The 23,077-nt window shown below is 69.8% G+C and carries 21 protein-coding genes and 1 tRNA gene; 6 read left to right on the top strand and 16 right to left on the bottom strand.

Going from position 1 to position 23,077, the window contains the following annotated elements; genetic code table 11:
- Positions 1-363, bottom strand: a complete 363-nt coding sequence (locus ACFVAE_RS15655; RefSeq protein ID WP_378894081.1) for an iron chaperone — start codon at positions 361-363, stop codon at positions 1-3.
- A 41-nt stretch (positions 364-404) separates the two neighbouring features.
- On the opposite strand from ACFVAE_RS15655, the gene ACFVAE_RS15650 reads away from it, so the two are divergent.
- The gene (locus ACFVAE_RS15650; RefSeq protein ID WP_378894078.1) at positions 405-1,055 is read left to right on the top strand and encodes a TetR/AcrR family transcriptional regulator; all 651 of its coding nucleotides are present in this window, start codon (positions 405-407) and stop codon (positions 1,053-1,055) included.
- 42 nt (positions 1,056-1,097) lie between these two features.
- Here the strand turns inward: ACFVAE_RS15650 and ACFVAE_RS15645 are convergent, their stop codons facing one another.
- The 5 genes from ACFVAE_RS15645 to ACFVAE_RS15625 all read right to left on the bottom strand — a co-directional run bounded on the left by ACFVAE_RS15645 (position 1,098) and on the right by ACFVAE_RS15625 (position 5,466).
- Positions 1,098-2,222, bottom strand: coding sequence for a Gfo/Idh/MocA family protein (locus ACFVAE_RS15645; RefSeq protein WP_378894075.1), 1,125 nt, complete (start codon positions 2,220-2,222; stop codon positions 1,098-1,100).
- Positions 2,219-3,043: a sugar phosphate isomerase/epimerase family protein gene (locus ACFVAE_RS15640; protein WP_378894072.1), complete on the bottom strand. Its 825-nt coding sequence runs from the start codon at positions 3,041-3,043 to the stop codon at positions 2,219-2,221. The genes ACFVAE_RS15645 and ACFVAE_RS15640 overlap by 4 nt, the downstream gene beginning before the upstream one ends.
- A gap of 166 nt (positions 3,044-3,209) precedes the next feature.
- Positions 3,210-3,899, bottom strand: coding sequence for a 50S ribosomal protein L1 (rplA, locus tag ACFVAE_RS15635; protein WP_236126782.1), 690 nt, complete (start codon positions 3,897-3,899; stop codon positions 3,210-3,212).
- An 8-nt stretch (positions 3,900-3,907) separates the two neighbouring features.
- Positions 3,908-4,339 carry a 50S ribosomal protein L11 gene (rplK, locus tag ACFVAE_RS15630; RefSeq protein ID WP_056312763.1) on the bottom strand — a complete coding sequence of 144 codons (432 nt, stop codon included), beginning with the start codon at positions 4,337-4,339 and terminating at the stop codon, positions 3,908-3,910.
- 122 nt (positions 4,340-4,461) lie between these two features.
- Entirely contained in the window at positions 4,462-5,466 is a 1,005-nt protein-coding gene (locus ACFVAE_RS15625) for a helix-turn-helix transcriptional regulator (protein WP_378894069.1), read from the bottom strand.
- 99 nt (positions 5,467-5,565) lie between these two features.
- Here ACFVAE_RS15625 and ACFVAE_RS15620 point away from each other — a divergent pair, with 99 nt between their 5' ends.
- Positions 5,566-5,973, top strand: coding sequence for a VOC family protein (locus tag ACFVAE_RS15620; RefSeq protein ID WP_378894066.1), 408 nt, complete (start codon positions 5,566-5,568; stop codon positions 5,971-5,973).
- A gap of 77 nt (positions 5,974-6,050) precedes the next feature.
- Here the strand turns inward: ACFVAE_RS15620 and nusG are convergent, their stop codons facing one another.
- The 3 genes from nusG to ACFVAE_RS15605 form a co-directional block, all read right to left on the bottom strand.
- Positions 6,051-7,064 (bottom strand): transcription termination/antitermination protein NusG, encoded by a 1,014-nt coding sequence (gene nusG / locus ACFVAE_RS15615; RefSeq protein WP_378894063.1) that lies wholly within the window; start codon positions 7,062-7,064, stop codon positions 6,051-6,053.
- A gap of 44 nt (positions 7,065-7,108) precedes the next feature.
- Positions 7,109-7,375, bottom strand: coding sequence for a preprotein translocase subunit SecE (gene secE / locus ACFVAE_RS15610; protein ID WP_378894061.1), 267 nt, complete (start codon positions 7,373-7,375; stop codon positions 7,109-7,111).
- Positions 7,376-7,414: 39 nt separating this feature from the next.
- Positions 7,415-7,487: transfer RNA gene (locus ACFVAE_RS15605), tRNA-Trp, on the bottom strand.
- Between the two features lie 205 nt (positions 7,488-7,692).
- On the opposite strand from ACFVAE_RS15605, the gene ACFVAE_RS15600 reads away from it, so the two are divergent.
- From ACFVAE_RS15600 to ACFVAE_RS15590, 3 genes are read left to right on the top strand one after another with little or no spacing between them, the layout of a single operon-like run.
- Positions 7,693-9,516, top strand: coding sequence for an HSP90 family protein (locus ACFVAE_RS15600; RefSeq protein ID WP_378894425.1), 1,824 nt, complete (start codon positions 7,693-7,695; stop codon positions 9,514-9,516).
- A gap of 34 nt (positions 9,517-9,550) precedes the next feature.
- Positions 9,551-12,346: a hypothetical protein gene (locus ACFVAE_RS15595; RefSeq protein WP_378894059.1), complete on the top strand. Its 2,796-nt coding sequence runs from the start codon at positions 9,551-9,553 to the stop codon at positions 12,344-12,346.
- Between the two features lie 43 nt (positions 12,347-12,389).
- The gene (locus ACFVAE_RS15590) at positions 12,390-13,124 is read left to right on the top strand and encodes an aquaporin (RefSeq protein ID WP_378894056.1); all 735 of its coding nucleotides are present in this window, start codon (positions 12,390-12,392) and stop codon (positions 13,122-13,124) included.
- A gap of 3 nt (positions 13,125-13,127) precedes the next feature.
- On the opposite strand, the gene poxB is transcribed toward ACFVAE_RS15590, so the two are convergent.
- The gene (gene poxB, locus ACFVAE_RS15585; RefSeq protein WP_378894053.1) at positions 13,128-14,852 is read right to left on the bottom strand and encodes a ubiquinone-dependent pyruvate dehydrogenase; all 1,725 of its coding nucleotides are present in this window, start codon (positions 14,850-14,852) and stop codon (positions 13,128-13,130) included.
- Between the two features lie 36 nt (positions 14,853-14,888).
- Complete coding sequence (locus ACFVAE_RS15580) at positions 14,889-15,512, bottom strand: NAD(P)-dependent oxidoreductase (RefSeq protein ID WP_378894050.1); 624 nt, start codon at positions 15,510-15,512, stop codon at positions 14,889-14,891.
- Between the two features lie 47 nt (positions 15,513-15,559).
- Here ACFVAE_RS15580 and ACFVAE_RS15575 point away from each other — a divergent pair, with 47 nt between their 5' ends.
- Positions 15,560-16,156, top strand: coding sequence for a TetR/AcrR family transcriptional regulator (locus ACFVAE_RS15575; RefSeq protein ID WP_378894047.1), 597 nt, complete (start codon positions 15,560-15,562; stop codon positions 16,154-16,156).
- A gap of 186 nt (positions 16,157-16,342) precedes the next feature.
- Here ACFVAE_RS15575 and ACFVAE_RS15570 read toward each other — a convergent pair whose 3' ends face one another.
- Genes ACFVAE_RS15570 through ACFVAE_RS15550 form a run of 5 tightly spaced genes read right to left on the bottom strand, consistent with a single transcriptional unit; the run spans position 16,343 to position 23,024 of the window.
- Positions 16,343-17,707, bottom strand: coding sequence for an NAD-dependent succinate-semialdehyde dehydrogenase (locus tag ACFVAE_RS15570; protein WP_378894044.1), 1,365 nt, complete (start codon positions 17,705-17,707; stop codon positions 16,343-16,345).
- 11 nt (positions 17,708-17,718) lie between these two features.
- A complete protein-coding gene (locus tag ACFVAE_RS15565) occupies positions 17,719-19,194 on the bottom strand; it encodes an NAD-dependent succinate-semialdehyde dehydrogenase (protein ID WP_378894041.1) in 1,476 nt (491 codons plus the stop codon).
- A gap of 25 nt (positions 19,195-19,219) precedes the next feature.
- On the bottom strand, positions 19,220-20,782 hold the full coding sequence (locus ACFVAE_RS15560; protein ID WP_378894038.1) for an APC family permease: 1,563 nt from the start codon (positions 20,780-20,782) through the stop codon (positions 19,220-19,222).
- The gene (locus ACFVAE_RS15555) at positions 20,782-21,666 is read right to left on the bottom strand and encodes a universal stress protein (protein WP_378894035.1); all 885 of its coding nucleotides are present in this window, start codon (positions 21,664-21,666) and stop codon (positions 20,782-20,784) included. Before ACFVAE_RS15555 ends, ACFVAE_RS15560 begins: the two co-directional genes overlap by 1 nt.
- On the bottom strand, positions 21,663-23,024 hold the full coding sequence (locus tag ACFVAE_RS15550) for a flavin monoamine oxidase family protein (RefSeq protein ID WP_378894032.1): 1,362 nt from the start codon (positions 23,022-23,024) through the stop codon (positions 21,663-21,665). The genes ACFVAE_RS15555 and ACFVAE_RS15550 overlap by 4 nt, the downstream gene beginning before the upstream one ends.
- Between the last annotated feature and the right edge of the window lie 53 nt (positions 23,025-23,077).

The raw sequence follows: 23,077 nt of genomic DNA, 5'->3' as shown, positions 1-23,077 counted from the left end.
TCAGCCCCGACGCAGTGACGGGTCGTCGATCTCGGCTATACGGGCCGCGACGATCGCCCGGATCGCGTCGTCGGGCAGCGGATGCTCCGGCTGGAACCTGATGGTCCCCTTGTCGTGGTCGAATCCCTGCAGGGCATCGGCGACGACTTCAGGCACCCGCCCGCTGAACGGGTACACGGCGATGTGCTTCTTGGTGCGCATCACCGAGATCAGCGCTTTGCCGCGGTGCATCAGTGCGGGCATCCCGTAGCTCGTGCCCTGCTCGGTCTCGCTCGCCGCAGCGCGGGCGATCTCGTAGACGTGCGCGATCACCGCCCGGTCGGCCGGCTCCAGCCCTGAGAGGTAGTCATCGACGGTGCCCATGCGCCCATCCTGGCATCGACGGCGCTCGATATCATCGGGTCATGACCGACTCCCCCGCCGAGGCGCCTCAGGACGAGCCCGCGCCGCGGGCCAAGGGGCGATACGCGAAGGGGATCGCGCGCCGGCAGGAGATCCTGGACAAGGCGATCGAGGTGTTCGCGCGGCGCGGATCGCAGAAGACGTCGCTGCGGGCCATCGCGCAGGAAGTGGGCGTCACACATGCCGCGTTGACGCACTACTTCGGCTCTCTCGAGGAACTTCTGGTCGAGGTGTACCGCGAGTCGGAGCGCCAGTCCGACGGCGATCCCGGCCTCGGCCCGGACGCCAGCCCCGCCATGGCGATGCGACTGTCGGCCGAGCAGAACCGGCGGATCCCCGGCATGGTCCAGCTCTACTCGACGCTCACGGCGACGGCGCTCGAGGACGACCGTCCGGTCGCGCAGGAGTTCATCTCGGCGCGCTTCGCGCGACTGCGGGCGGAGATCTCCGGTCAGGTGCGCGGCCTGCAGGATGCCGGGCGGCTTCGCGCCGACCTGGATCCCGCGCTCGTCGCCGCCCTGGTCATCGCGGCGTCCGACGGGCTGCAGACGCAGTGGCTGCTCGACGACACCGTGAATCACGAGGCCGCGCTCGAGCTCCTGGACCGCCTGCTGCGCACTGACGCTGCCGAGGGATCAGGCGCGCCGGACTGATCCGGTGACCGCAGGTCCGGCGGACCGGACCTGCGGCGCGCGTCACAGCGTGGCTGCGAAGGGGTCGAAACCGTCCGGAAGCAGCGGCACCGGTGCGACGGTGCTGTTCACGACGACAGTCTGGCCCGTCGCCGCGGACTCCTCAGCCGACAGCAGCGTGTCGAGGATGTGGAATCCGAGCTCACCCGACGCGACGTGCGGGCGCCCCGCCGCGATCGCTCGGGCCATGTCGAGAGCGCCCATGCCGCGGCCGATCACGATGTCCTCGTGCTCGATCTCGATCCATTCCTGCTCGACGGACATGCCGTCGCGGAGCACCCCGAGGGGCTTGACGTAGGCGATCGGCCCGACGAAGAAGTTCGGATCAGGGATCACGATGCTGCCCTCGGTGCCGTGGATCTCGACGACTCCATGGCGCTCGAGTGCCGAGTCGAAGCTCAGCACGCTCTGCGCGGCCGCGCCCTGCTCGAAGGCGGTCACGATCTGCATCGTCGAGGGCACCTCGACGGGGAAGGTGTCGCCGGCGTGAGGTCCGGTGCGGATCTCCCGCTCCGCACGCGCCTTCGTCCCGACGGCCGCGACGCTGGCGACCGGGCCGAACAGGCTCACCAACGCCGAGAAGTAGTACGGGCCCATGTCGAGCAGCGGACCGGCCCCCTTGGCGAACAGGAACCCCGGGTTCGGGTGCCACAGGTCGGGCCCCTGCGTCTGAAACGCGGTCTGCGCGAAGAGAGGACGCCCGATCACGCCGCCGTCGATCGCGCGCCGCGCGGCCTGGAAACCCGGGCCGAGCAGCGTATCGGGCGCCGAGCCCACGCGCAGCCCGGCATCCGCCGCCTCGCGCAGCAGCAGGGCGGCGCCGTTGCGATCGAGACCGAGCGGCTTCTCGGTCCAGACGTGCTTGCCCGCCGCGATGGCCGCGCGGGAGACCTCGACGTGCGCCGCGGGAACGGTGAGGTTCACGACCAGGTCGACATCCGGGTGGGCGAGCACGTCCTCGGCCGAGCCGGATGCCGGCACACCGTGCTTCTCCGCCTGCGCCTGCGCGCGGTCCCGCAGCAGATCGCCGACGATGTGCACCTCGGCGTCGGGGAAGCTGCCGAGGTTCTGGAGGTAGGTGTCGCTGATCACACCGGCGCCGATGACGCCGATCCCGATGGCGCTCACCGGGAGAACCCGCCGTCGGTGAGGAACGCGTAGCTGGCGGCGATGTCGGTGAAGACATCCCCTGGCGGGTTGTCGTACTCGATGATCGCGTACTGCAGGGCGGATGCCGCGCGCAGCGCATCGGCGAGCGGGACCTCTCCGGTTCCCGCGTGCCGCTGGTCCAGTGCAGCGGAGCCGAGCTCCCCGGCATCCGGCCCGAACGGATTGACCGCGGGAGCGATGCCGTCCTTGACGTGCGCGGCCACCAGGCGGTCGCCGAGCCGGGAGACCAGCGCCGGCACATCCTGTCCGCCCACGAGCGCCCAGTACAGGTCGAGCTCGATGATGACTCGCTCGTCGGTCAGGGCGACGAATCGCTCGTATGCGCTCTCGCCGTCGAACTCGGCGATGAACTCCTGCGCGTGGTTGTGGTACCCGACCTCGAGGCCGAAGGATGCGGCGGTGTCGGCGAGGCTGTTGAGGCGGTCGGCGATGTCGGTGACGCCATCGAGGGTCAGCCAGCGCGCGGGCTCGACGAACGGGTCGATGACCGTCTTCATCCCGATCTTCGCGGCCGCCTCGAAGACCGCCTCGGGCTCGGGAGTGGGGATCGAGCCGTCCGGAGTCCACAGCTCGTCGCTCAGCAGCGGCGCGTGGCCGGTCGGCGACGCGAGGCCGGAGGCGTCGAGTGCCGCCCGGATCCGATCGGGACGACTGACGAAGTCGAACGCCTCGACGCTGCGGAGTCCGATGGCGGCGAGTCTGTCGAGCGATCCCTCCATGTCCGCGGTGAACTCCGCGGCGAGGGTGTACAGCTGTACCGAGGTTTCTGGCAGGGCCACGTCGACCTTCCTTGTTCATGTGTGCGGGCGCCGAACGGCCCTGCGGATGAGAGTAGCAGAATACCTCCACCTGGAGGTATTGCTTTCTCGATCGAGAACGGCGGACGCCGGGAACGCAGAAGACCCCCGCCCCGAGGGGCGAGGGTCTTCGTGATGAGCGTCAGACTCAGATGGCGTTGACGTCCAGCGGGATGCCGGGGCCGAACGTGGTCGACACGGCGCCCTTCTGGATGTAACGGCCCTTCGAGCTGGACGGCTTGAGGCGCACGATCTCCTCGAGCGCGGCCTTCATGTTCTCGTCGAGCTGCTCGGCCGAGAACGAGGCCTTGCCGACGACGAAGTGCACGTTGGCGTGCTTGTCGACGCGGAACTCGATCTTTCCGCCCTTGATCTCCTCGACGGCCTTGGCCGTGTTCGGGGTCACAGTGCCGGTCTTCGGGTTCGGCATCAGACCGCGGGGGCCCAGCACCTTACCCAGACGGCCGACCTGGCCCATGAGCTCAGGGGTCGCGACGGCGGCGTCGAAGTCGGTCCAGCCGGCGGCGACCTTCTCGATCAGCTCGGTGCCACCGACCTCGTCGGCGCCAGCGGCGATGGCGGCCTCAGCAGCCGGGCCGTTGGCGAACACGATGACGCGGGCGGTCTTGCCGGTGCCGTGCGGGAGGATGACGGTGCCGCGCACCATCTGGTCGGCCTTGCGGGGGTCGACCGAGAGCTTCAGCGCGACCTCGACGGTCGAGTCGAACTTCGCCGAGCCGGTCTCCTTGGCCAGGACGACAGCCTCGGTGGGCGTGTAGAAGCGGTCTGCCTCGATCTTGGCGAGGGCGGCGTTGTAAGCCTTGGACTTAGCCATGATTATTCTCCTCAGCCCTCGACCGTGATGCCCATGGAACGGGCGGTACCGGCGATGATCTTCGACGCGGCCTCGATGTCGTTCGCGTTCAGGTCGGCCTGCTTGGTCTCGGCGATCTGACGGACCTGGTCCTTGGTGATCTTCGCGACCTTGACGGTGTGCGGCGTGGCGGAGCCCTTGGGCACACCAGCGGCCTTCTTGATCAGCTCAGCTGCCGGCGGGGTCTTCAGGATGAACGTGAAGCTGCGGTCCTCGTAGACGGTGATCTCCACGGGGATGACGTTGCCGCGCTGCGACTCGGTCGCGGCGTTGTACGCCTTGCAGAACTCCATGATGTTGACGCCGTGCTGACCGAGCGCGGGGCCGATCGGCGGCGCCGGGTTGGCTGCACCGGCGTTGATCTGAAGCTTGATCAGGCCGGTCACCTTCTTCTTAGGTGCCATTGTGATTCCTTTCTCGAGCGGATGCCCGGGGGCATCCCTCTCCCGCGGATCCGGCATCTCCGGAGCGCGGTGCTGAATGCGCGCACGCTGAGGCGGCGCACAAACCAGACAAGTCTACCCGATCAGAGCGGATGCCGCGTGCGCGGTGCCCCGTCGCTCTGGTAGAGCGCGATGATCCGCTCGCCGAGCTCGCGCAGCGCCGCGCGCACCTCCGGAGGACCGACGGCCTCGGCGACGCCGGCCCAGCCGGCCAGCTGCTCGGCGAGCGCGTCCACGCGGTGCGCGCGCACCTCCATGAGAGCACGACCGTCGTCATCGGGCTCGGCCTCGAGCACGAACGCCTGCGCTCCGAACCGGTCCTGGAGAGCCCGGACCGCCCACGGCTCCACGCGCACAAGAGCACGGGCGGCGCCACGGAGATCCTCGACGCGCGCGACCATCCGGGCCCAGGCCGCAGCGACGTCGAATCCGTCCGGCGCCCGTCCCGGCTCCGGCAGCAGCCTCAGCTCACGGACGCGATCGATCCGGTACATCCGCAGCCGCTCCACATCCGCGGCATCCGTCCCGTCCTGGACCGGCGCGCCGAGAAGATACTGCCTGCTGCCGCGATTGCCGATCACGAGCGGCACCAGCTCGATCCCGACCCGGCCGAGGGAGCCCTCGTAGTCGACATGCACCCGGCGCTGACCGGCGATCGCTCGCTGCAGGGCCGCGACGGTCGTCGAGGTCGCCTCATCCGCGACCTCGCCCCACGGCGCGTCCCGCACGGTGGAGGCGGCCACGCGCTGCGCGCCTTCGCGGAACGGTGCCGGCATGGCGCGCACCAGCTTGCGCACCGCGGCGATGCGCTCGGGATCGGCATGTCCGCTCTGGCTCAGCCCGATCAGCAGCGAGGTGACCTCGCCCTCTGTCAACCCTGTGAGGTCGGTGCGCGCGCCACCGACCAGCCGCCAGCCCCCGCCTCTGCCCCGAGTCGGATAGATCGGAACACCCGACATCGCCAGCGCCTCGAGATCGCGACGCGCGGTGGGCACCGACACCTCGAGCTCCTCCGCGAGCTCTGCAGCGGTGATCTGCGGGCGCCCCTGCAGCAGCAGGAGGGCCTGAATCAGTCGATCGGCGCGCATTCCGAGAGATCTTTCCGAGAAGTTTTTTAAGTGATCAGAGGATGAGCACTTCACCTTCGAGCATAGAAGTATCAGCAGTTCAACCGAAGGAGAAACGACATGTTCCGTGGCCTCGCCAACCTCAACCTCGTCGCCGACGACATGACCGCCGCCGTCGACTGGTACACGCAGGTGTTCGACTCGGCCCCCTACTTCGTCCGCCCCGAGCCCGACGCCGGTCAGGGCCCCGCGCAGTACGCCGAGTGGCGCTTCGGCGATGACGACGACGAGTTCGCCCTGATGGACGCCAGGTTCCGACCCGCGCTCCCCCAGCCCGGCGGCGCCCTGGTCAGCATGCACGTCGACGACATCCAGGCGTCCTTCGATCGTCTGATCGCACTCGGCGCCGCCCCGTTCGACCCGGTGACCCAGCGCGGAGAGGGGTGGTTCTCGGCATCCGTCAGTGACCCGTTCGGCAACCTGGTCGGCCTGATCCAGAGCCCGCACTGGGCGTCGCAGCACGCCTGACCCCCGCCGAACGCGAAAGCGGCCGCCCCCGAGGGGACGGCCGCTTTCGTGCACTTCGTCAGGCTCAGCGCCCGATGTCAGATCATCTTGGTGACCTGGTCGAACGACAGCTCGACCGGGGTCTCGCGCTCGAAGAGCGACACCAGCACGGTGAGCTTGCCGCTCTCGGGCTTGATCTCGCTGATCGAACCGGGAAGGCCGGCGAACGAGCCCTCTTTGATGGTGATCGTCTCGCCGATCTCGAAGTCGACCTCGGCGGCGACCGGACGGGCCACAGCCGTGCCGCCCTTGGCGGCGATGGACTTCGCAGTCGGAACGTCCTTGACCTCGACGAGGGACTTCAGCATGTTGAAGGCCTCTTCGAAGCGAAGGGGAGTCGGGTTGTGCGCGTTGCCCACGAAGCCGGTGACACCGGGCGTGTGGCGGACGACGGACCAGGTGTCCTCGTTGAGCTCCATGCGCACCAGCACGTAGCCGGGGATGCGCACGCGGGTGACCATCTTGCGCTGGCCGTTCTTGATCTCGACGACGTCCTCCATCGGGACCTCGACCTGGTAGATGTCGTCCTCGACCTCGAGCGTCGACTTGCGCTGCTCGATGTTGGCCTTCACCTTGCGCTCGAAGCCGGCGTAGGAGTGGATGACGTACCACTTGCCGGGGAGCATGCGCAGGTCGAGGCGGAAGGCCTCGTACGGGTCCTCCTCGGCCTGCTCGTCGTCGGCGTCGTCGGAGTCGCCGAGCTCGGGGCCGTCGTAGGGAGCGACCTCGGCCGCCTCCTCGGCTTCCAGCTCAGCGGCCTCTTCGGCAGCCGAATCAGTCAGAACCTCTGCGGCGGCCTCGGTCTCGGCCGTCTCGTCCAGGTTGAGAGCGTCGTTCACGATCGCGTCCGCCTCCGGGTCGTCGATGTCATCAGTGTCGTCATCGGTCTCGTCGAATTCCTCGTCGCCCTCGATGTGCACGGCGACATGCTCGGCCGAGGTCGCGGAGAGCTCTTCAGCGGCGAGGACGTTCCCCTCCTGGGACTCGTCCTCCTCGCTCGACTGCTCGGCCGCGGTCGCCCAGTCGGCGTCGTCGGAATATCGTTCAGACACTGTGCTTCTTTCCATTCGCTGCGACGGATGCCGCAGGGGCGTCCTTAGGCCGGGACTCCGAACACCACGTGCGTGAGGTATCCGAAGAGCGTGTCCAGGCCGTACACGACGCCCATCACGATCAGCACGAACACGAGTACGACCAGCGTGAACTTCACCAGTTCCTTGCGGGTCGGCGTGACGACCTTGCGAAGCTCGGCGATCACCTGCCGGAAGAACAAAGCGATTCGACCGAAGAAGCCCAGCTTCTTGTCGCGGGTGGCGGTACCGCCGAACGCTGCGACCTCGCCGCGCGGTTCGTCCTGATCCATCCTGCACGTACCTTTCGTGGTCAGCGTCGCGCTGACGCGCAGGGCGGACAGGAATCGAACCTGCAACCTGCGGTTTTGGAGACCGCTGCTCTGCCAATTGAGCTACCGCCCTAGAGACCCGGAGGCCCCTGGGATCCGCATCCCCGCACCGACCAGGGGCACGGCGAAAGAATGCAGACAACTGCCCCACCAGTGTACGACATCCGAGACCCTCCTCCGAACCGGGGCAGGAACGGGGGCCCGATCGGGGGCCGGCACGCGCCCCCTGTTAGGCTCTGCGAGCGGCTGCCGACGGGAGGGGTCACGTGACCGAGGAGATGCAGCAGTTCCAGGTGGATCTGCGGGGTGTCGTCGACCTTCTGAGTCGCCACATCTACTCGAGTCCGCGGGTGTATCTGCGGGAACTCCTGCAGAACGCCAGGGATGCGATCACGGCGCGTCGCGACGTGGACGGCGGCGGCGGGACCATCCGGATCACGCCGCTCTCCGAGCACAGCGCCGAGTTCGTCCTGCGCGACGACGGCGTCGGGCTCACGGCCGCGGAGGTAGCCGAACTGCTCGCCACCGTGGGCCGCAGCTCCAAGCGCGACATCTTCGACCTGCCCCGCAGCGACTTCCTCGGCCAGTTCGGCATCGGCCTGCTGAGCTGCTTCATGGTCGCCGACAGCATCGTGATCCGGTCCAGGAGCGCCCGCGGCGGAGCATCCGTGGAGTGGACGGGCAACGCCGACGGCACCTTCGTGGTCGCCGAGCTCGACGAGCAGCTTCCGATCGGCACCAGCGTGCACCTGGTGCCGAGGTTCGACGCGGGCGACCTGCTGCGCGGCCCCGCCGTGCGCGAGCTCGCGCAGACCTTCGCCGAGTTCCTTCCGGTGCGCGTGGTGCTCGACACCCCGGCGGGAGACGTCGACGTCACGCGCCCCGCTCCGTTCCTGGACGGCGCGATGACGGATGCCGCGTGGGCCGACGCCGCACGCGCCTACGGCCGCGACCTCGTCGGCGCCGCTCCGCTCGACGTCATCGAGATCGCGGAGCCGGGCACCGGCACCCGGGGACTCGCCTACGTGCTGCCCTACGCCCCGCCTCCCGGCGCCCGACAGGCGACCCGGATGTACCTCGGCCGGATGCTGCTCTCGGAGCACACCCCTGATGTGCTGCCGGACTGGGCGTTCTTCGTCCGGGCCGTGGTCGACTCCACCGGCCTGTCCCCCACGGCCAGCCGCGAGTCGCTGGTCGAGGACCCGGCGCTCGAGCACGCCCGCGAGCAGCTCGGCGCCGGCATCCGCCGCTGGGTGCTCGAGCTGGGGCTGCGTGAGCCGCACCGCCTTGCGCAGTTCGTGGCGGTGCACGAGATCGGCCTGAAGTCGCTGGTGCGGCACGACGAGGAGCTCGCCCGCTTCATCACGCGGTGGCTGACCGTCGAGACCACGCACGGCACGATGCGCCTCGGCGATCTCGCCGAGCGCTTCTCCCTGGTGCGGTATGCGGCGTCCGTCGACGAGTTCCGCCAGGTCGCGGGCATCGCGCGCCCCGGCGAGGTGCTCGTCAACGGTGGGTACCTGTACGACGCCGACCTGGTGCGAATGCTGCCGGAGCTGTACCCGGGCGTCACCGTCGAGAAGGTCGACGTCACCGGCGAGCTGGACCGCCTCGACCCGCCGCCGCTGGACGACCGCGACGCCGCCGTGGCGCTGGAGGAGCGCGCGAGCGCCGTGCTCGCAGCATCCGGCTGCGCGGTCGTGGTGCGCACGATCGACCGGCCGGAACTGACCGGACTGTACGTCGCCGACCCCGACGTGCTGCGCGCGATGGATCGCACGCGCACGAAGGGCATCACCGGCTCGCTCTGGGGCGGCGTGCTCTCGCGCATCGACGACCAGGTCGGCGCCGCCCGCGACGACGACCTCGCCGCTCGGCTCTGCCTGAACTGGAGCAACCGGGTGGTGCGCGCCCTCGTCGGCGTGCAGGACGACGCCGTGTTCGCCCGCACCGTGCAGCTGCTGTACATCCAGTCGCTGCTCGCCGGGCATCATCCGCTGTCCGACGCCGACCGAACGCTGATGACCACGGCACTGGCCGATCTCGTGACCCTGTCCGCCGGCCTCGAGGCCGATGTCTTCCCCTTCGACGACCTGCGCTGACCCGGCGCACCGCCCCGCCCTCAGAAGGAGCACCATGCCCCAGCCGACCACGCGTTTCGAACAGCTGCTCGAGGAGATCGACCGCACTCCGTGGGGACCAGCCGAACAGGCGCTGACGGCCGAGGCCGTCGCCCTCGCGGTGGAGATCGGCGACGAGCAGCTCGAATACCGTGCGCGGATGCGGCAGACCGCGTCGGCGAACATGGGCGGCGCCACCGACGTGATGCTGAACTCCTTCGCGTGGTGCCTGGCGCGGCACGACGCCGATCCGGCGCGCTTCCCCGCAGACATCGAGAACGGCGGCGCCGACCTGATGTGGCAGTTCAAGTGGATGGCGGCGTCGCTGCGCTCCTCGCCGGCGTTCTCGCAGGAGCAGATCGCGGCCGTGCTCGACGACATGGAGTCGCACTACCGCACCGCCGGCATCGGGATGAGCGGCGTGCTCACCGCCCGCTTCGAGGACGCCTGGGACGCGGGTCGGATGGACGAGGCCGAGGAGCTGCGCGTGCGCCTGGAGGCGACCCCGCGCGACGACTACAGCCACTGCGACGCCTGCGGCCGCAGTCAGATCGCCGGCTTCTTCGCCGCGACCGACCGCGAGGAGGAGGCGGTGCGACTGGTCGAGGAGATGATCGAGGGCGGCTTCTCCTGCGGCGAGGAGCCCGAGCACGCGCTCTCGCGCGCCCTGATCCCCTACCTGCACCTCGGTCGGTTCGAGGAGGCGAAGGCCGCGCATCTGCGCAGCTACCGCCTCGCGAAGGACAACCCCGACAACCTGGTCATCGTCGCGAACAACATCGACTTCGCCGCACTCACCGGCAACGAGGCGCGCGCCCTGACGATGATCGAGCGGCACCTGCCGTGGCTCGCGCACGACCAGCTCAACGTCGACGGGCACCACGCCGCCCTCAGCACGATCGCCTTCGCGCTGGACCGCGTCACGGCCGCCGGCCACGGCGGCACGCCGGTGCGCGGTGCGGATGCCGCGGTGCTTGTGCCGTTCTTCGGCGAGCACGACGGCGTCTGGACCGCCGAGCAGCTGGCGGCCTCGGCCTGGGCGGCGGCAGACCGTATCGGCGCCGCGTTCGATGAGCGGGACGGCACCGACGGGCACGCGCAGCGCCGGGCGCGCATGCAGCAGCTGGCCGAAGAGCACTACGACGTGCCGATCCGCTCGGATGTCTTCGCGCCCGCGCCGACGGCCGATCCCGTGGACGCCGACGGCTGGTACGACCGAGCGGTCGCCATCGGCAGCTACGGCTCCGAGCAGGATGCGCTGGCGGCCGCCGACCGCGCCGAGTCGGCGGGGCTCTCGGACCCGGAGAAGCGCGCGCGGATGCTGGGGCTGCGCATCGGCGCCCTGGTGGCGCTGGAGAAGTTCGACGAGGCATCCGCTCTGCTCCCCCCGCGACTCGTGGAGCTGCGCGCATCCGGGCAGGACGACCAGGCCGCGCTCGAGGAGCGCCTCGGTCTGGCGATCTTCGGCCGCAGCACCCCCGAGGACATCGCCGAGCTGGAGCGCGAATGGACGGATGCCGCGGCGCTGCCGGCGCGTCCGCGCGCTGACCTGGCCCTGACCCTGGCATCGGTGCGCGCCGGCGAGGGTGCCCCCTCCGCACTGGAGCTGGCCGCCCAGGCGGAGCAGATCTATGCGGAGGTCGGCGAGGCCCGGCTGGCCACCACGGCGACGCTGACCGCTGCGGTCACGCTGCTGCGCGCCGAGCGGACCGTGGAGGCAGCAGAACTGCTGGACCGGGTCGCCGACGGCGAGCACGTCGACGACGGCCACCGCGCCAGGGCGCTCGACCTGCGCGCCCGGGTGCGCGGCGGCATCGGCGAGTTCGCCGCCGGGGCGGCCGACGCCGATCGCGCGACCGGACTGCTCGCCGCACTCGGTGCTGAGCGCGCCCTCGCGAATGCCCAGCTGTTGGCCGGTGCGCTCTGGGAGGATGCCGGCGAGCCCGACCGGGCCGTCGTCCGATACCGCCTCGCGGCGCGACTCGTGTCCGAGCACGGCGGAGACCGTGAGGGCGTGGAGTTCCGGCAGGCACGGGCGATGCTGGCCGCCGGCGACGCTGCCGAGGCGGCCGAGCTGCTCAGCGACGTGCTGCAGCGCGAGGAGAACGCAGAGGCGCCGGCGGGATCGCGCGCGATCACCGTCGGACTGCTCGCCCGCGCGCTCGCGGGCTCGGGCGAGTTCGGCCAGGCCGTCGGGGCGTTCGGCTACCAGGCCGGCCTGCACGCCGAGGCCGAGGAGCCCGCCGAGCAGGCACTCGCGATGCTCGAGCAGGCTCGCATCCTGGCCCGCTTCGGTGAGATGGCGGAAGCGATCGAGACGCTCGAGGAGGCAGCGGAGCTGGTGCGCCCCACCGAGGCCGCCGGAGCGATCACCCAGGTGCTGCACGAACTCGGTCAGGGCTACGGCGCGCAGAAGGACGAGCGCGCCTTCGCCCTGTTCGACGAGGTCGCCCGGGTCGCCGCCGAGAACGAAGCCGCGTGGCTGATCGCCGATGTGACGGACTCGCGCGGCCGGGCGTTCGCGGAGCTCGGGCGGGTCGACGAGGCCGTGGCTGCGGCGCTGACCGCCGCCGACGGATTCGCCGAGCTGGGCGATGCCGGATCCGCCGGCGGATCTGAGCTTTTCGCCGCCCGCGTGCTCACCGAGGCCGGCCGCCGCGACGACGCCGTTCCGCTGTTCCGCAGCGCGATCGAGCGCGCCGAGCAGATCCCGCCGCTGCGCCAGGTCGCTGCGCTGGAACTGGGCGACGTGCTCGAGGCGCTCGGCCGCAGCGGCGAGGCCGCCGAGGCCCGGGCGATCGCGGAGGCCTGATCCGACGCATCCGCTGCCTCGGACAGGGCAGAATTGGCCTTCTATGGAACCTGTCCCCCTGCTGCGGCGCGCCGGCGCCGAGCTGCTCGGCACCGCGCTGCTGACCGCGGTCACGCTCGGCTCTGCGGCGATGGCGCAGAAGCTCTCGACGGATGCCGGGCTGCGCCTGCTCGAGGGGTCGCTGGCGACCATGCTCGGGCTCGGCGCCCTCATCCTGCTGTTCGGTCCGGTCTCAGGTGGGCACTTCAACCCCGCCGTGTCGCTGACGGACGCGGTGCTGAGCAGGCGCGGCAGCGGAAAGGGCCTGCGTCCCGGTGAACTGGGCGTCTACGTGCTCGCCCAGGTGATCGGCGCGGTTCTCGGCGCGCTGCTGGTGAACGTGATGTTCGAGGTGCCTGCGGGGCTGGGCACTGTGCAGCGGGCGACCCTCCCCGCACTGGTCGGCGAGGTCGTCGCGACAGCGGGCCTCGTGCTGCTCATCGTCGGTCTGGTGCGCGCCGGTCGCAGCATCATGGTCATCGCGACGGCTGTCGGCGCGTACATCGGTGCGGCGTTCTGGTTCACCAGCTCGACAGCGTTCGCCAACCCGGCGGTGACCGTGGGACGGCTCCTCACCGACTCGGCGGGAGGCATCGCACCGGCATCCTTCCTGCCGTTCCTGCTCGCCCAGCTGATCGGCACCGGCGTGGGCATCACCCTGGCTGTGCTGCTCTTCCCGCACCCGCGCACCCCGGGCACGGACGTGCCGCTCGTGCACGAGCCCGAGACCGTGGAATAGCGGTCAGAACAGCTGCCGCCAGTTCGCCTTCGCCAGATCGAGCAGTTCGTCGCCACGGCCCGACATCACCGTGCGCAGCGCGTACAGTGCGAAACCCTTCACCTGGTCCGCCTTGATCGCCGGCGGCATCGACAGCTCCTGCCGCTCGGTGACCACGTCGAGCAGCGCGGGGCCGTCATGCGCGAGCACCTCTGCGACAGCGTCGAGCAGGTCCTCCGACCGCTCCACGCGCCGGGCGAAGATGCCGAGCGCCTGCGCGACCGCGGCGAAGTCGGGGTTCTCCAGATCGGTGCCGTAGGTCACGAACCCGGCAGCCTTCATCTCGAGCTCGACGAAGTTCAGCGAGGAGTTGTTCACCACGACGACCTTGACGGGCAGCTTGTTCTGGGTGAGCGAGATCAACTCGCCGAGCATCATGGACAGGCCGCCGTCGCCGGCGAGCGCGACCACTTGCCGGTCGGGATACGCGACCTGCGCGCCGATGCCGTGCAGCAGCGCGTTGGCCATAGAGCCGTGGTTGAACGACCCGATCAGGCGGCGTCCCTCGGTCATCGTGAAGTATCGCGCCGCCCAGACCGTCGGTGAGCCGACATCCGCGGTGAAGACGGCGTCGGAGGATGCCGCATCGTCGAGCAGGCTCGCCAGGTACTGCGGGTGGATGGGTGCCTTGCCGCGAGACGGCACCGCCAACTCGTCGAGCTTCGCACGGGTCTTGCGGTAGTGCGCGGTCGCGTCGTCGAGGTGCGCGCGGTCCTCCTTCCGCTTCAACCTCGGCAGCAGCGCCTCGGCGGTCGCCTTCACATCGCCCACGAGGCCGAGGTCGAGCGGATGCCGCTTCCCGAGCTGCGATCCGCGGATGTCGACCTGGATCGTGGTCACGCCGTCCGGATAGAACTGCGTGTACGGGAAGTCGGTGCCGAGCAGCAGCAGTGCGTCGGCGGCATCCATCGCCCGGTAGCCGGACGCGAAGCCGAGCAGACCCGTCATGCCGACGTCGTAGGGGTTGTCGTACTCGATGAACTCCTTGCCGCGCAGCGCGTGCACGATCGGGGCGCCGAGCCGGTCGGCGAGCGCGATCACCTCGTCATGGGCGCCCTCGACGCCCGCGCCGGCGAGGATCGTCACCCGATCGCAGCCGTTCAGGATCGTCGCCGCCTCCTCCAGTTCGGCGGGGCTGGGCACCACCACAGGGCGGGTGCGCTCGATCACCGTCGTGCGGGTGTCACGGGCGTCCGCCAGTGCGACATCGCCGGGGATGACGACGACCGCGACGCCGCGCTGCTCGATCGCCGCGCGCATCGCGATCTCGAGCACGCGCGGCATCTGGCTGGGGTCGGCGACGTACTCGACGTACACGCTGGACTCGCGGAACAGCTCCTGCGGGTGCGTCTCCTGGAAGTAGCCGGTGCCGATCTCGCTGGTCGGGATGTGCGCGGCGATCGCGAGCACCGGCACCCGGGAGCGATTGGCGTCGTAGAGACCGTTGATCAGGTGCAGGTTGCCCGGACCGCACGAGCCCGCGACCACCGCGAGGTCGCCGGTCAGCGCCGCGTCGGCGGCGGCGGCGAAGGCCGCGGTCTCCTCGTGCCGCACATGCACCCAGCGGATCGTGCCGTCTTTGCGGAGTGCGTCGGTGAACCCGTTGAGCGAGTCCCCCGGGATGCCGTAGACGCGCTGCACCCCGTTCGCGTGCAGGGTATGGACGATGTTCTCGGCGACAGTGGTCATGACGGCCTCTCATGAAGGGACAGGACGCCTCCGACGCTACTCCGTGATGTACACCGCGTGGCCGATCCATTCCGGATTCGTCAGGGCGTCGACGGCGGCATGACCCACCGTGTCGAAGGTCGTGCTGTAGTGCCAGCGCACGGAGAGGTCGATCCGGGCGCGGTAGTCCGTCGCTCCCGTGCCCTGGATGAGACGACCGGGGCGGATGCTGGTCCAGTCGACCCCGGAGGCCGTCATCGCGGCATCCATCGCCATGGTGTCCTCGTTGTTGGCGCGCAGCACCCGCCGCAGGATCGGCTTCGCAATGAACCGCGCGAGCGGGTCGTCGCCGGCGACGTAGGGCGCAGCGGCCGAGATCGCGATCAGGCGACGGATGTCGGTGCGCTGCATCGCCTGCAGGGTGGCCGCCATGCCGTCGCGGAGGATGCGGGTGTCGGCGTCGCCCTTGACGAAGCCGAGCATCGAGATCACCGCATCCGCGCCGGTCATCGCCACGGCGAGGGCGTCGACGTCGCGGGCATCGGCCTGCGCCACCTGCGTCGACTCCGGCGCGGAGGACGGCGTGCGCACCACCGACACGACCTCGTGCCCCGCCGCGAGGGCGTGGACCACGGCCCGCCGCCCCGACCGACCGGACGCTCCGATGATGACGATGCGCATGCGATTCTCCTAGGGGTGAGTGAACACTTACTCACTAGCATAGACCCATGGCCGAATCCGCTCCCCCCGCCCGCGAACGCTTCCTCGACGCCGCGCTGCTCGTCATGCGCGAGCGCGGCATCGCGAACACCACGACCAAGCTCATCGCGCAGCGGGCCGGGTTGTCGGAGGCGCTGCTGTACAAGAACTTCGACGACAAGCAGCACCTGTTCCTGTGCGTGCTCGAGGAGCGCACTCCGCGGGTGCGCTTCGATCCCGACGCAGCAGGGTCGGAGGATCTCTTCGAGTCGATCATGACCCTGGTGGAGCAGCTGATGGCCTTCTTCACCCGCTCCTTCCCGCTCGCCGCATCGGTCTTCGGCACGCCGGAGCTGCTCGCGCAGCACCGCGACGGCGTCACCGCTCATGGCAAGGGCCCGGCTGAGGCCGTGACCGAGGTGCGCCGCTACCTCGAGGCCGAGCGCAGGGCCGGCCGCATCCGCCGCGACGCCGACACCACCGCCGCGGCGCGCACCCTGGTCGGCGCCGCCTTCCACCAGGGGTTCCTGGCCGCATTCGAGGGCAGGGACGACGTAGCCGCACCGCGTCGTGTCGCCGCCGGCATCGCCGGCGTGCTGCTGCCCGCGCTCAGCCCGGAGGAGTGACTCGGTACGGATGCAGGGCGTCCGGACATCTGCAGGCGGACACGCCGCCGAATCCACCGGCATACGTCTTTTCGCCCTGCATCCGTCCTTTCGCCCTGGCATCCGTACCGAATGGGATGCCGCGTGCAGAAGCCGGAACGCACGACGCCCCGCCCGAACGGGCGGGGCGTCGTGCGATCAGAAGGCTCAGGCCACGCGGATGAGCTTCTTGTTCACGAACTCGTCAGCGGCCAGGTGGCCCAGCTCGCGGGCGGTGCCGCTGCGCTTGATGCCGCCGAAGGGCAGCTCGGGGCTGTCCGCCAGCACGAGGTTGACGTAGACCATGCCGGCCTCGATCTTGTCGGCCACGCGCTCCGCCTGTGCGGCATCCGTCGTGAACACGTACGAACCGAGACCGAACGAGGTGTCGTTCGCCAGGGCGACGGCGGCGTCCTCGTCGGAGACGCGGTAGACCACCGCGGCCGGGCCGAACAGCTCCTCGCGGTACACGTCCATCTCGGGCGTGACGTCGGCGAGCACGGTCGGCGCGAAGAACGCGCCCTCGCGGGTGCCGCCGGTCAGCAGCGTCGCGCCCTGCGCGACCGCGCCGTCGATCTGCTCCTGCAGACGCTCCGCGGCGGCCTCCGACGACACCGGGCCGAGCACAGTGTCGTCCTGCATCGGGTCGGTCGCGGTGACCGCGGCCATCGCCGCCGTGAACTTCTCGGTGAACTCCTCGTACAGGCCGTCCACGATGATGAAGCGCTTCGCCCCGTTGCAGGCCTGGCCGTTGTTGTCCAGGCGTGCGTCGACGCCCGCCTGCACCGTGGCATCCAGGTCATCGGTCGACAGCACGATGAACGGGTCGGACCCGCCCAGCTCCAGCGCGACCTTCTTCAGGTTGCGGCCGGCGACCTCGGCGACGGCCGCGCCGGCGCGCTCGGAGCCGGTCAACGAGACACCCGCGATGCGCGGATCGGCGATCATGCCGGCGATCTGCTCGTTGGTGGCCAGGATGTTCTGGTACGCCCCCTCGGGGAAGCCGGCATCGCGGTAGATCTCGGCGATCGCTGTCGACGACTCCGGGCACTGCGGTGCGGGCTTCAGCAGGATCGTGTTGCCGACGATCAGGTTCGGCGCCGCGAAGCGCACGATCTGATAGGCCGGGAAGTTCCACGGCATGATGCCGATCAGCGGCCCCAGCGAGGAGCGACGGATGATCGCCGACCCCTCCCCCAGGATCGCGATCGGCTGGTCGGCCATGATGGCCTCGGCCTGGTCGGCGTAATACTCGGCGATGTCGGCGGCGAAGTCCACCTCTCCGAGGGCGGCCTCGCGGGGCTTGCCCATCTCGCGCACGAAGATGTCGGCCAGCTCCTCGCGCCGCTCGCGGTGCAGCTGCGCCATCCGGCGGATCAGCTCGGCGCGCTCGGCGACGGTCGACGTGCGCGACCAGGTGCGGTGCGCCTCGGCGGCGGATGCCACGGCCTGCTCGACCTGCTCATCGGTGAGCGTCTCGAATGAGGCGAGGGTCTGCCCGGTTGCCGGGTTGACGACGGCGTAGTCGGTCATGGTGCTTCCTCTCAGTCGTTGGGGATGAGCGTGTACTTGGTGGACAGGTACTCGTGGATGCCCTCGAACCCGCCCTCGCGGCCGATGCCGGACTGCTTGACGCCGCCGAACGGAGCGGCGGCATTCGAGACGACCCCGACGTTCAGACCCATCATGCCGGTCTCCAGCGCGTCGATCATGCGGTGACCGCGAGCCAGGTCCTCGGTGAACACGTACGACACAAGGCCGTACTCGGTGTCGTTGGCCAGACGCACGCCCTCGTCCTCGGTGTCGAAGGTCGCGATCGCGAGCACCGGTCCGAAGATCTCCTCGCGCAGGATGTCGCTGCCCGCAGCCACCTCGGTGACGACGGTCGGCTCGTAGAACGTGCCCTCGCTCTCGACGGCGTGGCCGCCTGCGAGCACCCGCGCGCCGCGGTCCACAGCATCCTGGACCAGCTCGCCGGCCTTCGCGACGGCCTTCTCGTCGATCAGCGGACCGATCGTGATGCCGTCCTCGGTGCCGCGACCGATCTTCATCGCCTTCACGCGCTCGGCGACGCGGTTCGCGAACTCCTCCGCGACGGACGAGTGCACGATGAAGCGGTTCGCCGCGGTGCAGGCCTGGCCGATGTTGCGGAACTTGGCGAGCAGGGCTCCCTCGACCGCCTTGTCCAGGTCGGCGTCCTCGAAGACGACGAAGGGCGCGTTGCCGCCGAGCTCCATCGACACCCGCAGCACACCCTGTGCCGCCTGCTCGATGAGCTTCTGGCCGACCGGGGTGGAGCCGGTGAACGACAGCTTGCGCAGTCGCGGGTCCGCGATGATCGGTGCGGACAGCGCACCCGAGCGGGTGGTCTGCACGACGTTCACGACACCTGCGGGCAGGCCCGCCTCTTCGAGCAGGCTCATGAAGAACATGGTCGTCAGCGGGGTGAGTGCGGCGGGCTTGACCACGACCGTGCAGCCGGCGGCGAGCGCGGGGGCGATCTTGCGGGTCGCCATCGCGAACGGGAAGTTCCACGGCGTGATGAAGAACGACGGCCCGACGGGGCGCTGCGAGACGACCATCCGTCCGGTGCCCTCGGGGTTCAGACCGTAGCGGCCGGTGATGCGCACCGCCTCCTCGCTGAACCAGCGCAGGAACTCGCCGCCGTAGGCGACCTCGCCGCGCGACTCGGCGAGCGGCTTGCCCATCTCGAGGGTCATCAGCAACGCCAGGTCCTCCTTGTGCTCCTGCACCAGCTCCCAGGCACGGCGCAGGATGTCGCTGCGCGTCCGAGGGGCGGTGGCCGCCCAGGCGTCCTGCGCTGCGACGGCGGCGTCGAGCGCGCGCTTGCCGTCGGCCGGCGAGGCGTCGGCGATCGTGCGGATCACGGCGCCGGTGGCGGGGTCGTGCACGTCGAACGTGCGCCCCTCCTCGGCATCCGTCCATTCGCCGCCGATGTAGAGGCCCGTCCGGACGCGCGCGAGCAGGTCCTGCTCGTTCTGTGCAAGTGCAGTGCTCATGGTTTCTCTTTCCTGTCGATGTGGGTCAGCGGCGGTTGCTGGGCGGAGCATCCATGCTCAGCGTCTTGCCGCGGAAGAAGTCGGGTGAGACGAATCTCTGGATCAGCATCAGCACCGCACCGAACAGGAGCAGGCCGACGCCGATGAAGAACACGATGCCGATGCCGCCCTCGCCCTTCGCATCGGCGCCGATTGCGATCGATCCGTAGTCCGGCGCGAGGCTGTCCACCGCGGTGATCACGAACAGCACCAGCAGGATGATGCCGCCGACGAGCGGGCTGGCGAACTTGAGGAAGAAGTCCTTGCCCGAGTCGAACCACTGGTGCCGGAAGTACCAGACGCACGACAGTGCGGTGATGCCGTAGTAGAAGCAGATCATCATGCCGAGGGCGAGGATGGTGTCCCACAGCGCGTCCTCGCTGAGGAAGCGCATCACCGCGTAGAAGCCGCCGGCCACGACGGCCGAGGCGATCGTCGCGAACCCGGGCGTGAAGAACCGCGGGCTGACGCCGGAGAATCTCCTCGGCATCGCACCGTAGTGCCCCATCGCGAGGAGCGTGCGAGCAGGCGAGATGAACGTCGACTGCAGGGACGACGCCGACGAGGTCAGCACCGCCAGCGAGAGCAGGAACGCCAGGCCGCCCATCACCGGACCCGACAGCGCGAAGAAGACGTTGCCGCCGATGTCCTCGTTGTTGAGCCCGAGACCCTTGTCGCCGATCCCGGAGTACATCAGGCTGCTGACAGTGAGCAGCAGGTAGATCGCGATGATCGACACCACGGTGAGCATGGCCGCGCGTCCCGGCGTGCGCTCCGGATCCTTCGCCTCCTCATTCATGGTGAGGGTGACGTCCCAGCCCCAGAACATGAAGACCGAGGCCGAGAGGCCCATCACGATCATGGACAGACCGCCCTGGATCGCGAACGGATTGAACCATGCCAGTTCGGGCATATGCGGCTCGAAGGCGTTGCCCTGCACGGTCTCGACGATCGCCATCACGGCGAAGAGCACCAGGATCACGACCTGGAACGCGACGAGCCCGTACTGCATCTTCTGCGAGGTCGACACGTCGCGGTACGACACCCATGCGGCGAGGGCGACGAAGGCGAGACACACCGCGACGTTCACGAACGGATTCTTGGTGATCTCGGCGATCGCCTCGTTGCCCGAGATCTGCGCGATCAGCAGGAACAGGAAGTCCACTGCGATGCCGGCGAGGTTGGACAGCACCAGGATCGTCGCGACGATGAGGCCCCAGCCCGCCATCCAGCCGACGTACGGTCCGAAGGCGCGGGTGGCCCAGGTGAACGAGGTGCCCGAGTCGGGCATGGCCTTGTTGAGCTCGCGGTAGCCGAAGGCGACGAGCAGCATCGGGATGAAGCCGAGCAGCAGGATCGCCGGCACCTGGAATCCGACGGCGCCGACCGCCCCGCCGATGCCGGCTGTGTAGGTGTATGCGGGGGCGATGCACGAGATGCCCATCACCAGGGCGCCGAGCACGCCGACGGTCCCGACGCTGAGGCCCTTGCGGGATATCCCGGTGGTCACGGAGGAATCAGGCTCCGTCGCCCGGTTCGCGGTGGTCATCAGCGGTCTCCTGCTTCGATGCCGGTACGCGGCACCACGATCATGGGGACGGGCAGTTCGCGGAGCATCTTCGCCGCGGTCGACCCGAGGAACAGACGGCGCGGCTGCGCCAGGCGGCTGGAGCCGACCAGCACGAGCTCGCCGGGCAGCCAGTCCAACTGCGCCACTGCGTCTTCGATGCTGTCGCCGCCGGCCTGCAGCACCTCGACCTCGGTCTCGGCGGGCAGGCGATCCCGCGCCGCGGCGAGGACCTGATCGACGTGCGCATCCTGCACCAGGGTGATGGCGCCGGTATTCAGCCCCGCGGGCACGTCCAGCGGCATCAGTGAGACGAGGCGCACGGCCGCGCCGGATGCCGCGGAGAGGCGCACGGCGCTCTCCAGCAGCCGCTCCGCTCCGGGACGGGTCCCGGTCGCGACGGTGATGCGCGGCAGCCCGGCATCCGGTTCTCCTGACAGTCCCGCCGGCGCGAGCGCGACCGGCACCGTCGAGGTGTGCAGCAGCTCGGATGCCACAGAGCCGAGCCTGTGCCGGCGCAGCGCGCCGCCGTTGGCGGCGCCGAGCACGAGCAGACCGGCACCGAACTCGTCTGCGGCGGCCAGCAGGCCCTCGCCGAAGGATTCCGCGAAGCGCACATGGGCGCTGTGCGCCATCCCCGCGGGGATGGCGGTCGCGGCGTCCTCGAGCCAGCTGCGTGCCTGGTTGCGGAGCAGATCCTCATAGGCGCGCTCCGGTGCGACGGCCTTGCTGCGGGTGCCCTCGAAGGGCAGCACGATCACGACGTGCAGCCGGGCATCCGTCGCCTTCGCGAGCCGGATGCCGAGCGCGAGCGCGTCTGCCCCCGCTGCCGTGGCCGTGTAGCCGACGACGATCGGGCTGGTCATGATCCGTCCGCGGCGAGGATGTTCGCCGCAGCGAGGCGACCCATGCGGATCGCGCCGTCCACGTGCTGGTAGCCGGCGCCCGCCATGTCGCTGCAGGCGAAGTGGATCGGGCCGACGGCGGCGCGCAGGTCGGCGCCGTAGCGGTGCAGGCCGCCCATGTCGAAGCTCGCGGCGTAGGCACCGCGGGTCCACTCCTCAGTGCCCCAGTCGCTCTCGTAGTAGACGACCGGGTTCTTCGCCTCGGGACCGTAGTAGTGCGACAGCGACTCGAGGATGCGCTCCTTGCGCTCCTCCGCCGACAGCGTGAAGAGGTCGTCGGCGTTCTGGTCGGACACGAAGCCCACCAGGGTGCCTCGGTCGTCGCCGTGGTTGGTGTTGTCGTACGCCTCGTGCGAGAGCTCGTAGGGGCTGAACGCGGTGCCGGACAGGCCCTGCTCACGCCAGAACGGGCGGTCGTAGACGGCGTGCACCTTGATCACGAAGCCCATCGACAGGTGCTGGTGCAGCTGGTGCTGACGGCGCGGCAGTGAGGGCACGAACGAGATGCGGTCGTAGAGCACAGGGGCGTGCGCGAGGATCGCGTACCGCGCGCGGACGGTGAGATCTCCGTCGGCGTGCGCGACGACGCCGTCATCGCCCCACTCCAGGGAGCGCACCGGGCTGTTCAGGAACACGTCGTCACCGAGACGCGCGGCCAGGGCCTGCGGCACCTGCTGCAGGCCGCCGACGACGCGCTTGTCCAGGATGAAGTCGGCGTCGACGAGGTTCGAGTACGAGCCGGCGGATGCCGCCATCAGCAGCGACTGCAGCAGCGAGAACGTGTGGGTGGGCTTGGTGAGCATGGCCGACCCGGTGGCGAAGGCGAGGTTGCGGATCGCCTCGTCGTCGTCGGTCTGCGCCCGGAGCCAGGCGTCCCAGGTGACCTTGTCCCACTCCTCGGCGTTCGGGTGCTCCCACGGACGGTCGGGGTCGATCTCGGCGACCATCGCGTCGAGGCGCTCGGTGATCTCGGCGATGACCGCCTCAGTCTCCGGCGACACCGGGAACATCTCACCGGTGAAGCGGTGCAGCGTGCCGTCGGGGCCGACGTAGACGTTGTCGCCCTCGCGGTAGCGGCTGAAGGTCTCGAGCCCGAGCTCCTCGATGGTCTCCTTGAGCGCGTCCTGGTCGGGCGAGACCCACTGGCCGCCGAGCTCGAGCATGGCGCCGTCGATGACGTCGGTCCACAGGCGGCCACCGACGCGGTCGCGGGCCTCGAGCACAGCGACCGTCAGGCCCGCCTGGCGCAGCTTGTTCGCAGCGGTCGTGCCGGCTGCGCCGGCTCCGATGATGACCACGTCGCGGGTGATGTCCGTCATTGCACAGTTCCTTCTGTTCGAAATGGGGTGTACCGGCCGCGCTCCGAGATCCC

Source organism: Microbacterium sp. NPDC057659 (genome assembly GCF_042799915.1).
Lineage (GTDB): Bacteria > Actinomycetota > Actinomycetes > Actinomycetales > Microbacteriaceae > Microbacterium.
Note: the sequence above shows the minus strand (reverse complement) of the source record. Positions and strands in the feature narration are given on the sequence as shown.

Bases quoted from the DNA above. Each gene is read 5' to 3' on its own strand.
- ACFVAE_RS15655 (WP_378894081.1), bottom strand. From the start codon at position 363: ATGGGCACCGTCGATGACTACCTCTCAGGGCTGGAGCCGGCCGACCGG.
- ACFVAE_RS15650 (WP_378894078.1), top strand. From the start codon at position 405: ATGACCGACTCCCCCGCCGAGGCGCCTCAGGACGAGCCCGCGCCGCGG.
- rplK (WP_056312763.1), bottom strand. From the start codon at position 4,339: ATGGCACCTAAGAAGAAGGTGACCGGCCTGATCAAGCTTCAGATCAAC.
- ACFVAE_RS15625 (WP_378894069.1), bottom strand. From the start codon at position 5,466: ATGCGCGCCGATCGACTGATTCAGGCCCTCCTGCTGCTGCAGGGGCGC.
- ACFVAE_RS15620 (WP_378894066.1), top strand. From the start codon at position 5,566: ATGTTCCGTGGCCTCGCCAACCTCAACCTCGTCGCCGACGACATGACC.
- secE (WP_378894061.1), bottom strand. From the start codon at position 7,375: ATGGATCAGGACGAACCGCGCGGCGAGGTCGCAGCGTTCGGCGGTACC.
- ACFVAE_RS15600 (WP_378894425.1), top strand. From the start codon at position 7,693: ATGCAGCAGTTCCAGGTGGATCTGCGGGGTGTCGTCGACCTTCTGAGT.
- ACFVAE_RS15595 (WP_378894059.1), top strand. From the start codon at position 9,551: ATGCCCCAGCCGACCACGCGTTTCGAACAGCTGCTCGAGGAGATCGAC.
- ACFVAE_RS15590 (WP_378894056.1), top strand. From the start codon at position 12,390: ATGGAACCTGTCCCCCTGCTGCGGCGCGCCGGCGCCGAGCTGCTCGGC.
- poxB (WP_378894053.1), bottom strand. From the start codon at position 14,852: ATGACCACTGTCGCCGAGAACATCGTCCATACCCTGCACGCGAACGGG.
- ACFVAE_RS15580 (WP_378894050.1), bottom strand. From the start codon at position 15,512: ATGCGCATCGTCATCATCGGAGCGTCCGGTCGGTCGGGGCGGCGGGCC.
- ACFVAE_RS15575 (WP_378894047.1), top strand. From the start codon at position 15,560: ATGGCCGAATCCGCTCCCCCCGCCCGCGAACGCTTCCTCGACGCCGCG.
- ACFVAE_RS15570 (WP_378894044.1), bottom strand. From the start codon at position 17,707: ATGACCGACTACGCCGTCGTCAACCCGGCAACCGGGCAGACCCTCGCC.
- ACFVAE_RS15565 (WP_378894041.1), bottom strand. From the start codon at position 19,194: ATGAGCACTGCACTTGCACAGAACGAGCAGGACCTGCTCGCGCGCGTC.
- ACFVAE_RS15560 (WP_378894038.1), bottom strand. From the start codon at position 20,782: ATGACCACCGCGAACCGGGCGACGGAGCCTGATTCCTCCGTGACCACC.
- ACFVAE_RS15555 (WP_378894035.1), bottom strand. From the start codon at position 21,666: ATGACCAGCCCGATCGTCGTCGGCTACACGGCCACGGCAGCGGGGGCA.
- ACFVAE_RS15550 (WP_378894032.1), bottom strand. From the start codon at position 23,024: ATGACGGACATCACCCGCGACGTGGTCATCATCGGAGCCGGCGCAGCC.